This window comes from Salinarimonas sp. (assembly GCF_040111675.1).
Classification (GTDB): Bacteria; Pseudomonadota; Alphaproteobacteria; order Rhizobiales; family Beijerinckiaceae; genus Salinarimonas.
The window spans coordinates 2,343,299-2,355,473 of record NZ_CP157794.1; the positions used below are offsets into that span (position 1 = coordinate 2,343,299).

Consider the following 12,175-nt stretch of genomic DNA (forward strand, 5'->3'; position numbering starts at 1 on the left):
GGGGCATCGGCCCGAGCGATGGCGTGGGATCGCGCGGCCGCTATTCGGCGGCGCGGATCGTCGTCGACCCGTTCCGCAGCCGCATCAGGAAGGCGCGCAGCGTGCGCGGCTCGAAGGCGCCGGCGCGGCGGATGAAGAGCGTCTCGACCCTGGCGATCTCGGGCGCCAGCGCGTGCGTGGCGACGAGCCCCGCGCGGCGGGCCGTCTCGACGGCGCCCTTGGGCAGGAGCCCGATCCCGAGACCGGCCCCGATGCAGGCGAGGACGCCCTCCAGGGTGCCGAGCTCGTGCCGGCGCAGCACGGCGACGCCCCGCTCGGCCAGCAGCCGCTCCAGGCGGTCCCGATAGGAGCAGCCCTCCTTGAAGACGACGATCCGCACGCCCTCCGCGCTCCCCGGGGGCTCCGCTCCCGCGGCGCCGGGGCTGGTCACGAGGACGAGCTCCTCGCGGAAGACCACCTCCTGGACGAGCCGCGTGTCCGAGCAGGGTCCGCTGACCAGGGCGGCGTCGAGCTCGCCCGCGAGGACGGCCGCGACGAGGTCGGCGGTCGGGCCGGTGCGCAGCACGAGCTCGACCTCGGGGAAGGCGCGGGTGAAGTCGGGGAGGATGGCGGGCAGGCGCAACGCCGCCGTGGTCTCCATCGAGCCGATCCGCAACGCCCCGCCCGGCGTCTCGGCATCGTCGAGAGCCTGCCCGGCCTCCCGCAGGGCGGCCTCGACCCGATGGGCGAAGGGCAGGAGGAGCCGGCCCGTCCGGGTCGGCGTGACCCCTCGGCTGTGGCGCTCGAAGAGCGGCGCGCCGACCGCGTCCTCGAAGGCGCGCAGCCGGCTCGTGACGTTCGGCTGGACGGTGTTCAGCGCGGCGGCGGCCCGGCTGAGGCTGCCGGCGCGCGCGATCGCGGCGAGGAGAAGGAGCCCGTTCGGATCGATCGCGCCCGGCACGGTTCAGCTCCACTCAGGTTGCGACAGCTTTCGTCTGCGCGAGAGAGTAGTCTCGCCGCGGCGCTCGTCAAGCAGTCCGGAGCGGGCGTCCCTCTCCCTGCTACCGATCCGGCACGAACGGCGTCCCCAGCGACCCCGGCGCGCCGACGGCCCTCCCACGCCTGATCGACAGCAGCACGAGCGCGAGGATCGTCGCGAGATAGGGCGCGGCGGCCAGGAGCTGGGAGGGCAGCGCGACCTGGGCCGCCTGGGCGTGGAGCTGGAGCACCGTCGCCGCGCCGAAGACGAGCGCGCCGACGAGCGCCCAGGTCGGCCGCCAGGCGGCGAAGACGACGAGGGCCACCGCGATCCAGCCGCGGCCGGCGGTCATGTTCGGCGACCAGAAGCGGGTGTAGACGAGCGAGAGATAGGCCCCCGCGAGCCCGGCGCAAAGCCCGCCGAAGATCACGGCGTAGACGCGCATCTTCAGGACGGGCAGGCCCAGCGCATGGGCTGAGGCGTGGTTCTCGCCGATCGAGCGCAGGCGCAGGCCCGAGCGGGTGCGCGCGAGGAAGTACGCGACGCCGAGCACGAGGCCGAAGGCCACGTAGACGAGCGGGTCCTGCGAGAACAGCGCGTGGCCGACCAGCGGCAGGTCGGAGAGGACGGGGATCGGCCATTCCTCGACGCGCGGGCGCGTCTGCCCGACGAAGGGCGCGCCGATCAGGCCGGAAAGGCCGAGCCCGAAGATGGTGAGCGCGAGCCCCGCGCCGACCTGGTTCGCGGCGAAGCCGAGCACCGCCAGCGCGAACAAAGCCGCCATCAGCCCGCCCGCGGCCATGCCCATCAGGATTCCGATCAGGGTCGAATCGAAGCTGAAGGCGGCGGCGAAGGCGCAGACCGCGCCCATCGCCATCATGCCCTCGACGCCGAGATTGAGCACGCCCGCCCGCTCGGCGACCAGCTCGCCGATCGCCGCGATCAGGAGCGGCGTCGAGGCCGTCACGATGGTGAAGAGGATCGCCTCGAACGTCGTCATGCGCGCGCCCCCGCCGGCTTCACGAGCCGCACCCGATAGCTCACCAGCGCGTCCGCCGTGAGCACGCAGAGGAGGACGAGGCCCTGGAAGGCGACCGTGAGGTCGAAGGGCAGGCGCAACAGGATCTGCGCGTTCTCGCCGCCGATGAAGGTGAGCGCCAGCACCAGACCCGCGGCGAGGATGCCGAAGGGGTTGAGCCGGCCGAGAAAGGCGACCGTGATCGCCGTGAAGCCGTAGCCCGGCGAGATGTCCGGGATCACCCGCCCGATCTGCCCGGATACCTCGGCGATGCCCGCGAGCCCGGCGAGGCCGCCCGAGATCAGGAACACGATCAGCGTCGTGCGCTTGGCCTCGAAGCCCGCGAAGCGCGCCGCCCGCGGGGCGTCGCCGGTGAGCTTGAGCCGGTAGCCGAACAGCGTGCGCCCGAGCACGATCGCCGTCACCAGAACCGCGATCACGGCGAAGACGACGCCGACATGCACCCGGTCGAGGCCGGGGATCTCGGGCAGCCGCGCGGCGCTCTCGAAGACGACGGACTGGGGAAAGTTGAAGCCGCCGGGATCGCGCCAGGGCCCGCGGGCGAGCCAGTCGAGGAAGAGCTCGGCGATGTAGACGAGGAAGAGCGAGGTGAGGATCTCGCTCACTCCGAAGCGGGTCTTCAGGAAGGCCGGCACCGCGCCCCAGGCCGCCCCGCCGACGATGCCCGCGAGCATCATCGCCGGCAGGAGCCAGGGGCCGGGATCGGTCCCGTGCGTGCCGAGCGCGAGCGCCGCCCCGGCGACGCCGCCCATGATGAATTGCCCCTCCGCGCCGATGTTCCACAGCCCCGCGCGGAAGCAGTAGGACAGGCCGATGGCGATGAGGATCAGCGGCGTCGCCTTGACCAGCATGGCGCGCAGGGACCACGGATCCGTCAGCGGCTGGAGGATGTAGACCTCGAAGGCCGAGACCGGCGAGCGCCCGATCAGCGCCACCACCAGCCCCGCCACCAGGAAGGCGACGAGGAGCGCCGCCAGCGGGGCGAGCGCGCGGGCGACGGGGGAGGGGTCCTGCCGGGGGATCAGCTCCATGCGCATCACACGCCCTCCCGCTCGGTCTCGGCGGGCGCGCCGTGCGCCGTCTCGGCCCCGGCGACGCCCATCATCTCGAGGCCGATCGCCTCGCGGCTCCACTCCGACACCGGCCTGAGACGCGAGAGCCGCCCGTCGGAGATCACCGCCATCCGGTCGGCGATCTCGAACAATTCGTCGAGATCCTGGCTGACCACGAGCACGGCGGCCCCCTTCGCCGCGAGGTCGACCAGCGCCTGGCGGATGAGCCGCGCCGCGCCCGCGTCGACGCCCCAGGTGGGCTGGTCGACGACGAGGAGCTTGGGCCCGCGCAGGATCTCGCGGCCGACGACGAATTTCTGCAGGTTTCCGCCCGAGAGCTTGCGCGCCGCGGGGTCGCCCCCCGGCGCGCGCACGTCGAAATGCCCGATCACCGAGCGCGCGAGACGCCCGGCCGCGTCGAAGGCGACGAAGCCCGCCTTCACGAGCCCGCTCGTGGCGTGGTGCGAGAGCACGGTGTTCTCGGCGAGCCCGTGGCTCGGCGCCGCCGCGTGGCCGAGCCGCTCCTCCGGCACGAAGGCCGCGCCGAGCCGCCGGCGCGCGTCGATGCCCAGCCGCCCGGCGCCCGTGCCCGCGACGACGACGTCCCCCGCGTTGGGCGCGAGCCGCTCGCCCGAGAGCGCGGCGAAGAGCTCGCTCTGGCCCTCGCCCGCGACGCCGGCGATGCCGACGACCTCGCCCGCGCGCACCTCGAGCGCGATGTCGCGCAGCGCCTTGCCGTGCAGCGCCTCGGGGGGCAGCGAGAGATGCTCGACCCGCAGCACCTCCTCGCCCGTGCCCTTCGAGAGATGCGCGCGGACCTCGCCGACCTCCGTCCCGACCATGAGCGCGGCGATCTCGCGGGCGCTCTTCGCCCGCGGGTCGAGGGTCGCCACCACCTTGCCGCCGCGCAGGATCGTCGCCGCGCGGCAGAGCCGGCGCACCTCCTCGAGCTTGTGCGAGATGTAGAGGATCGCCGTGCCCTCCTCGGAGAGGCGGGTGAGCGTCTCGAACAGCCGCTCGCTCTCCTGGGGGGTCAGCACCGAGGTCGGCTCGTCCAGCACGACGAGGCGGGGCTTCTGCAGGAGGCAGCGCACGATCTCGATGCGCTGGCGCTCGCCCGCCGACAGCGTCCAGACCGACCGGTCCGGCTCGAGCGCGAGGCCGTAGCCCTTCGAGACCTCGGCGAGCTCCTTGCGCACCGCCTCGAACGGCCGCTCGGGCAGCGCGACGGCGACGTTCTCCGCCACCGTCATCTCCTCGAACAGCGAGAAGTGCTGGAACACCATGCCGATGCCGAGCCGGCGCGCCTCGACCGGCGAGCCGATCGCCACCGGCCGCCCTTCCCACAGGATCTCGCCGGCGGTCGGCTCGATCACCCCGTAGAGGATCTTCACCAGCGTCGACTTGCCCGCGCCGTTCTCGCCGAGAAGCGCGTGGATCTCGCCCGGCGCGAGGGCGAGGTCGATGGAATCGTTGGCGAGGAGGTCGCCGTAGCGCTTCGAGACGCCGCGCAGGGAGACCAGCGCGGGCGCCTCGGCGGCGGGGGAAGGGGAGGCGGGAGCGGTGTCGGCCAAGGTCGTCGGGGTCTCAGGGCGTGAGGACGGTCGCGCCGGTGGTCTTACGCCCTTCCAGCGCGCGATGCACGTCCCCGACGTCGGACAGCTTGGCGCGGGCGTGGATCGGGATCTCGACCGCGCCGCTCTTCACGACGGCGAAGAGATCCTCGGCCGTGGCGACGAGGTCGGCGCGCTTGGCGACATAGGTGAACAGCGTCGGCCGCGTCGCGAAGAGCGAGCCCTTCTGGGCCAGCATCATCAGGTCGAAGCCCTCGACCTTGCCCGAGGCCGAGCCGTAGCTCGCGAACATGCCGAGCGGGGCGAGGCAGTCGAGCGAGCCGGGGAAGGTCGCCTTGCCCACGCCGTCGTAGACCACCTGGCACTTGGCGCCGGCGGTGATCTCGGCGACGCGCTCGGGGAAGCTCTCCTTGGAATAGTCGACGACGTGGTCGCAGCCCTTGGAGCGCGCGAGCTCGCCCTTCTCGGCCGAGCCCACCGTGCCGATCACGGTGGCGCCGAGATGCTTCGCCCATTGCACCAGGATGAGCCCGACGCCGCCGGCCGCCGCGTGCACCAGCACGGTGTCCCCGGCCTTCACGCGGTAGGTGCGGCGCAGCAGGTACTGCGCGGTCATGCCCTTGAGCATCATCGCCGCCGCCTGCTCGTCGGAGACGCCGTCCGGGATCTTCACCAGCCGGTCGGCGTCGATCAGCCGCTCCTCGGCATAGGCGCCGAGCCCCGCCGCATAGGCGACGCGGTCGCCCGGGGCGACGTCGGTGACGCCCTCGCCCACGGCCTCGACCACGCCCGCGCCCTCGTTGCCGGGCGTGAAGGGCAGGGGGGCCGGATAGGCGCCGGTGCGGAAATAGACGTCGATGAAGTTCACCCCGATCGCCGTGTGGCGGACGCGGGCCTGCCCCGGCCCGGGCGCGCCGATCTCGACCTCCTCGTAGGCCATCACCTCGGGGCCGCCCACGGCGTGAATGCGAATCGCCTTCGTCATGTCGTCGTCTCCTCCGTTGCGGCGATCATAGGAAGAGCCGCGGCGGCGCGGCAATGCCGAACCGGTCCGGTGCCGGGGACGGTTCAGGCATGGGGCGTGCCATCGCGCGCACGGGTCGGGGGCGTCGCCGCGCGACCCGAGCGCGGACGCCGGATGTCCTCAGGCCGCCCCGGCCGCGCGCCACGTGCCGAGCAGCGCGTCGATGCCGCCGGCCGGCATCGGCCGGGCCAGCAGATAGCCCTGCAGCTGGTGGCAGCCGAGCGCCTGGAGGAAACGCTGCTGCTCCTTGGTCTCGACGCCCTCCGCCGTGACGGTGAGGCCGAGCGCCCGGCCCAGATGCACGATCGAATGCACCAGGATCGCGCTCTCGCCGGTCGCTTCCATGCTCTCCAGGAAGGAGCGGTCGATCTTGATCTTGTCGAAGGCGAAGCGGCGCAGATAGATCAGCGAGGAATAGCCGGTGCCGAAATCGTCGAGGGCGAGGTTCACGCCCTTGGCGCGCAGCTGCATCATCGCCGCCTCGGCCGCGTCGGCGTCCTCGACCACGACGCCCTCGGTGAGCTCGAGCTCGAGCCGCGTCGGGTCGAAGCCGGTCTCGTCGATGATGCGTCCCACCGTGTCGACGTAGTCGCGCTGGCGGAACTGGATCGGCGAGACGTTGACCGCGATGCGCAGCCCCGGCCAGCGCCGCCCGTCGTGGCAGGCGCGGCGCAGCACCCAGTCGCCGAGCGGCAGGATCAGCCCGCTCTGCTCGGCCAGGGCGACGAAGCGGTCGGGCTGGATCAGGCCCTTCTCCGGGTGGTTCCAGCGCACCAGCGCCTCGAGCGCGACAACCTCGTTGCGGTCGGCGGAGAAGATCGGCTGGTAGTGCAGCTCGAGCGCGTCCTGGGCGATGGCGTCGCGCAGGTCGTCGGCGACGAGCTTGCGCATGCGGATCGCCTCGTCCATCCGCCGCTCGAAGAAGGAATAGCGATTCCGGCCGTCGTTCTTGGCCTGGTAGAGCGCGGTGTCGGCGAGCCGCATCAGCGTCTCGCGGTCGCTCGCGTCCTCGGGCGCCAGCGCGATGCCGATGGACACGCCCACGCTCACCGCGGAATGCTCGATCTCGAAGGGCTCGGCGATGGCCTCCAGGACGCGCTTGGCGAGGGCCTCGGCGCCGGCCGCGTCCTTGATCCCCGGCTGGATGACGGCGAACTCGTCGCCGCCGAACCGGGCCAGCACGTCCGTGCCGCGCAGGAGACCCATCAGCCGTCGCGCCACCTGCTTGATCAGCTCGTCGCCGGCCTGGTGGCCGAACGCGTCGTTGACCTCCTTGAACCGGTCGAGGTCGAGGAACATCACCGCGAGCCCCTCGCCGGTGCGCGTCACGCGCGAGAGCTCCTGGTCGAGCCGCTGGCCGAAGAGGAGGCGGTTCGGCAGGCCCGAGAGATGGTCGCTGACCGCGAGGGTCTGGACGTGCTCCTGGGTCTGGGCGAGCTCGGTCGAGACGCGCCGCGCGTGCAGCACCGCGAGGCCGAGGAGGCACAGCGCGATGGCCGCCGGACCGACGGTGAAGGTGAGGATCTTGCCGCGCCAGGCCTGTCCCGGCCGCTCCGGCGTCCAGGCGACGTGGTAGACCGCCTCGCCGTTCGCCGCCGTGATGTCGAAGCCCCGCGCCGCATCGTCGATCGGCCCCGCGCCGACCATGAAGTTGCCGATGGCCTGGTCGATGGCGAGCGCCGCGAGCTCGTCGCGATTCATCGCCCGCAGGCCGACCGCCAGGGTGCCGCCTTCGCGGCCGATCTCCGAGATCGCGACCACCGCCACGATCCGTCCGTCGATGGCGGCGAGCGCCGGCTCGGCGACGCGCCGCAGGCTCTCGCCGATGTCGCCCTGCGCATCGAGGAGCGCGCGCCCCAGCAGATCGGCGACGGTCGCGGTGTCGAGGGAGAGCGCGGGGCGCGCGCCCGCCCCGCGCACCACGTCCGCGCTGCGGATGCGGCCGAGCGAATCGAGGGTGAAGACTCCCGTCGCGTCGAAGTGAGGGCGGGACAGAGCCAGGAAGGCCCCCGTCGCCGCGGGCGTGAGCGGCGCGGATCCCGCGGAGGCGCGCAAGGCCGCCTCGAGCGTCTCGGCATAGGCGTCGAGCTGGACGCCGATCACGGCCTTCATCCGGTCGCGCGCGGCGAGAGCGGCCGCGTTGTCCGCCTCGCGGCTGATCCACAGCAGCGCCGAGGCCGCCGTCATCACCACGACGACGAGAAGCGCCACCAGCGGCCACAGGAGCCGTGGAAGGAAGACGCGCGTCTCCGACGTGGAATGCAGCGGGGGGTGATGCATGGCCGTCCGTTTCTCGACGGGCATCATCCCGAGCTTTCGTTCAGAAAGCGTTGCGGCGCGGCCGCCGGGCCGCACTCAAGATTGCCCGCCTCGCAGCCGCCGCGCGGCCTCCGCGAGCGCGCGCGGGTAGAGCACGTGCTCGCGCGCGAGCACCCGCTCCGCCAGGGTCGCGGCGTCGTCGCCGGGCAGGACCGGCACTGTCTCCCGGTCGATCACCGGCCCGGCGTCGAGCTCGGGCGTCACGTAGTGCACCGAGCAGCCGTGCTCGGCGACGCCGGCCGCGAGCGCCCGGGCATGCGTGTCGACGCCGCGGAAGGCCGGCAGCAGGGACGGGTGGATGTTGAGGAGCCGGCCCTCCCAGCGGGTCACGAACCAGGGGGTGAGAACCCGCATGAAGCCCGCGAGCGCCACGAGCTCGATCTCCGCCGCCCGCAGCCGCGCGTCCAGCGCCCGCTCGAACGTCTCGCGATCGGGGAAGGCCTTGTGGTCGACGGCGTCGGTCGCGACGCCCGCCTCCGCCGCCCGGGCGAGCCCGCCCGCCCCCGGCCGGTTCGAGACGACGAGCGTGATCGCGGCCGGATAGGCGGGGTCTCCCTGCGCGGCGGCGATCAGCGAGGCCATGTTCGAGCCCCGCCCCGAGATCAGCACCGCCGTGCGGACCTTCTCCGCCCCGCTCACAGCGCGAGCTCGCCCGCATAGCGCACGGCCTCGCCGCCGTCGCGCGGCTCGAGCGCGCCGATCACCCGCGCGTCCTCGCCCTCGGCCGCGAGCCGTGCGAGCACCGCCTCGACGGCGTCCGGCGCGACGACGCAGACCATGCCGATCCCGCAATTGAAGGTGCGCAGCATCTCGGACACGGCGACGCCGCCCTCGCGGGCGAGCCAGCCGAAGACCGGCGGCGGCGCGATCGCGGAGAGGTCGACCCGCGCCGCCAGATCGTCGGGCAGGACCCGGGGGATGTTGTCGGGAAAGCCGCCGCCGGTGATGTGGGCGAGCGCCCGGGGCGCGAGCCCCTCCCGCAGCACGGCGAGGAGCGGCTTGACGTAGATCCGCGTCGGCGCGAGCAGCGCCCGCCCCAGCGTCTCGCCCGATCCGAAGGGCGCGGGCGCGTCGTAGGAGAGCCCGCTGGCGGAAACGATCCGGCGCACCAGCGAATAGCCGTTCGAATGCACGCCCGAGGAGGCGAGCCCGATCAGCACGTCGCCGGCCGCCACGCCCCGCGGCAGCAGCGCCCCGCGCTCGGCCGCGCCCACCGCGAAGCCGGCGAGATCGTAGTCCTCGCCCTGGTAGACGCCGGGCATCTCCGCGGTCTCCCCGCCGATCAGCGCGCAGCCGGCCTGCCGGCAGCCCTCCGCGATGCCGGCGACGAGCGCGACGCCGGTCTCGGGGCGCAGCTTGCCGGTCGCGAGATAGTCGAGGAAGAACAGCGGCTCCGCGCCCTGGACCACGAGATCGTTGACGCACATCGCCACGAGGTCGATGCCGATCGTGTCGTGCATCCCCGTCTCGATCGCGATCTTCACCTTGGTGCCGACGCCGTCGTTCGCGGCGACCAGGATCGGGTCCTCGAAGCCCGCGGCCTTCAGGTCGAACAGCCCGCCGAAGCCGCCGATCTCGGCGTCGGCGCCCGGCCGGCGCGTCGCGCGCACGAGCGGCTTGATGGCCTCGACCATGGCGTTGCCGGCGTCGATGTCGACCCCCGCCTCGGCGTAGGTGAGCCCCTGCCGCCGGCCGTCGCCCGCATTCCCGCCCATATCGGCCTCTCTCGTGCTGTGACGCGCGCGGCTTAAGCCGCACGGCGACGCGGCGCAAGCGGGAAACGCGCTTGACCCCCGCCCGCCTCCCTCGCTACCGATCGTAGACGCTTGCGCGAGACGGACCATGACGATCCCGAATCTCATCAGCGTCTTCCGCCTCCTGATCGTCCCGGTGGTGATCGTGGCGATCCTGGAGGAGCGCTGGCTCGCGGCCTTCGTGCTGTTCCTCGTCGCCGGGGTGTCCGACGGCATCGACGGCTGGATCGCGCGTCGGTTCGACATGCGCTCCGAGCTCGGCGCCGTGATCGACCCCCTCGCCGACAAGGCGATGCTGGTCTCCGTCTTCGTCACGCTCGCCGTCGTCGGCGCGCTGGAGGAATGGCTCGTCGTCCTCGTCGTCTCGCGCGACGTGATGATCGTGCTCGCCTACGTGATCTCGTGGATCATGGACCGGCCGATGTCGGTGAAGCCGATCTTCGCGTCGAAGGTGAACACCGCGCTCCTCATCGTCTACGCCGTCACCGTGCTCGCCGGGAACGCCTTCGGCTTCACGCTCGGCCCCTTCGACGACATCCTCTCCTTCGGCATCGCCGCGCTCACCATCTTCACGCTCGGCGCCTACCTGATCATGTGGCTCAAGCACATGAGCGCGTGAGAGCCGCACCCGCCGCGACACGAGGGGTAATGCGTTCGACGCGTGCATGCGCTAGGTAGAGGAAGCTCGCGCCACGTCCGGAGACGTCTCCCATGCTGATCTTCCTCCTCGGCCTCGTCCTCTTCCTCGGCACCCATGCCTTCACCATGGCGCGGGGGCCCCGCAAGGCCGCCGTCGAGAGGCTCGGCGAGAACGGCTACAAGATCGCCTATTCCGTCTCGTCCCTCGCCGGGCTGGTGCTTCTCGGCATCGGCTACGACGACTATCGCGCCAGCGGCTACGTCCAGATCTGGAACCCGCCGACGGGCATGGCCCACCTCTCGCTCCTCCTGATGGTCTTCGCCTTCATCCTGCTCGCCGCGACCTACATCCCCGGCCACATCAAGGCCAAGGCGAAGCACCCCATGCTCGCCGCCGTGAAGATCTGGGCGCTGGCGCATTTCCTGGCGAACGGCGATCTCGGCTCGATGATCCTGTTCCTCGGCTTCCTCGGCTGGGCGGTCGCGGCGCGCATCAGCCTCAAGCGCCGCGCCGTCTCGCCGATCGCGCCCGCCCAGGCGCTCGCCGTCCCGCAGGGCGGCTGGCGCAACGACGCCATCGCGGTCGCGGTCGGCCTCGCCGCCTACGTCGCCTTCGTCTTCTGGCTCCACCCGGCCCTGATCGGCGTGCCCGTGCTCGCGATGTGAGGCGAGACGCCCGCGAACCCTCCCCGCAGGGCTAGGCGGTGCACACATCTCGTGAGGCGAAGGCCCATCGTCGGACGGGCGCGATTCGAAGGCAGGGCGCCGACAATCTCCCCTCGCCCTTGTGGCGAGGGGCCGGGGGTGTGGGTCGTGCAGAACGGTCTCGACGGCGATGCCGTTCGTACCGGTAGGGTCGCGTTCGTCCCGAGACGTCTCGCGCTGCATCGCGACCCAAATCCGCCCCCTTCGGGGGCGCCTTCTCCACATGGGAGAAGGACGAGCGGCTCGCGCCGCTCCCAGATCCCGACCAACGTCGCGGGACGATATGGGAATCGACGAGCCCCGCAGGGCAGGCAGTCGGCCGAAGGCCGGCGGGTGGGGCGGGCCGTGCGCGGCCTTCGCCCCCCAAATCTCTCGCCACGGCCCCCCGCCTGTGCTAGGCGCTTCGCCTCGATACGAAAATCACCGGCGCGGAGCGCGCGAGAGACGTCCATGGATCAGTTCACACGCGAGGTCGACGAGGAATATCGCCGCGAGCAGATGGCGGCGATGTGGAAGCGCTACGGCGGGATCGTCGTCGCGGTCGTCCTCGTCGTCGTTCTCGGGGTCGCGGGCTTCACCTTCTGGGAGAGCCGGCAGCGCCAGGCGGCCGAGGACGCCGCGCTGCGCCTCTACGAGGCGGGCCGCCTCGTCGCGGACGATCGCACCGAGGAGGCGCGCGCCGTTCTCGCCGACGTCGCCGCGGACGCGCCCGGCGGGACGGGCGTGCTCGCCGAGCTGCGCCTCGCCGCGCTCCTCGCCGAGGAGAGCACGGCCGAGGGCGTCGCCGCCTACGAGGCGATCGCCGCGGATGCCGAGAACCCGGCCGTGCTGCGCGACCTCGCCCGCCTGCGTGCGGCGGTCCTCCAGCTCGACGCCGCACCGGACGCGGCGCTGCCCGTCCTGCAATCCCTCGCGCAGGGGGAGGGCGCGTTCCGCCACACCGCCCGCGAGCAGCTCGGCCTCGCCGCCCTCGACCGCGGCGACTACGAGAAAGCCGGCGAGTGGTTCGACCAGATCGCCGTCGACCCCGAGACGCCGGGCGCGCTGCGCCAGCGCCTCGCGATCTATTCCGCCCTCGTCGCCGCGGGTCCGGTGGCGGGACCGCAGTAAG

The 12,175-nt window shown here is 72.6% G+C and carries 11 protein-coding genes; 3 read left to right on the top strand and 8 right to left on the bottom strand.

Annotated elements, in window-relative coordinates; all coding sequences use genetic code 11:
- Positions 1-40: 40 nt before the first annotated feature.
- The 8 genes from ABL310_RS10825 to purM form a co-directional block, all read right to left on the bottom strand.
- Complete coding sequence (locus tag ABL310_RS10825; RefSeq protein WP_349371686.1) at positions 41-940, bottom strand: LysR family transcriptional regulator; 900 nt, start codon at positions 938-940, stop codon at positions 41-43.
- Between the two features lie 100 nt (positions 941-1,040).
- Complete coding sequence (locus tag ABL310_RS10830) at positions 1,041-1,958, bottom strand: ABC transporter permease (protein WP_349371687.1); 918 nt, start codon at positions 1,956-1,958, stop codon at positions 1,041-1,043.
- Positions 1,955-3,034: an ABC transporter permease gene (locus tag ABL310_RS10835; protein WP_349371688.1), complete on the bottom strand. Its 1,080-nt coding sequence runs from the start codon at positions 3,032-3,034 to the stop codon at positions 1,955-1,957. Before ABL310_RS10835 ends, ABL310_RS10830 begins: the two co-directional genes overlap by 4 nt.
- Positions 3,034-4,623, bottom strand: a complete 1,590-nt coding sequence (locus ABL310_RS10840; RefSeq protein ID WP_374730386.1) for an ABC transporter ATP-binding protein — start codon at positions 4,621-4,623, stop codon at positions 3,034-3,036. Before ABL310_RS10840 ends, ABL310_RS10835 begins: the two co-directional genes overlap by 1 nt.
- Positions 4,624-4,636: 13 nt before the next feature.
- Positions 4,637-5,608 (bottom strand): quinone oxidoreductase, encoded by a 972-nt coding sequence (locus tag ABL310_RS10845; RefSeq protein WP_349371689.1) that lies wholly within the window; start codon positions 5,606-5,608, stop codon positions 4,637-4,639.
- A gap of 159 nt (positions 5,609-5,767) precedes the next feature.
- Complete coding sequence (locus ABL310_RS10850) at positions 5,768-7,927, bottom strand: EAL domain-containing protein (protein WP_349371690.1); 2,160 nt, start codon at positions 7,925-7,927, stop codon at positions 5,768-5,770.
- Between the two features lie 75 nt (positions 7,928-8,002).
- Positions 8,003-8,605 (bottom strand): phosphoribosylglycinamide formyltransferase, encoded by a 603-nt coding sequence (gene purN / locus ABL310_RS10855; RefSeq protein WP_349371691.1) that lies wholly within the window; start codon positions 8,603-8,605, stop codon positions 8,003-8,005.
- On the bottom strand, positions 8,602-9,681 hold the full coding sequence (gene purM, locus ABL310_RS10860) for a phosphoribosylformylglycinamidine cyclo-ligase (protein ID WP_349371692.1): 1,080 nt from the start codon (positions 9,679-9,681) through the stop codon (positions 8,602-8,604). Before purM ends, purN begins: the two co-directional genes overlap by 4 nt.
- Positions 9,682-9,808: 127 nt before the next feature.
- On the opposite strand from purM, the gene ABL310_RS10865 reads away from it, so the two are divergent.
- From ABL310_RS10865 to ABL310_RS10875, 3 genes are all read left to right on the top strand, one after another.
- Complete coding sequence (locus tag ABL310_RS10865) at positions 9,809-10,339, top strand: CDP-alcohol phosphatidyltransferase family protein (RefSeq protein ID WP_349371693.1); 531 nt, start codon at positions 9,809-9,811, stop codon at positions 10,337-10,339.
- Positions 10,340-10,431: 92 nt separating this feature from the next.
- Positions 10,432-11,025, top strand: coding sequence for an NnrU family protein (locus ABL310_RS10870; RefSeq protein WP_349371694.1), 594 nt, complete (start codon positions 10,432-10,434; stop codon positions 11,023-11,025).
- A 489-nt stretch (positions 11,026-11,514) separates the two neighbouring features.
- The gene (locus ABL310_RS10875) at positions 11,515-12,174 is read left to right on the top strand and encodes a tetratricopeptide repeat protein (RefSeq protein ID WP_349371695.1); all 660 of its coding nucleotides are present in this window, start codon (positions 11,515-11,517) and stop codon (positions 12,172-12,174) included.
- The last annotated feature ends 1 nt before the right edge of the window (position 12,175 follow it).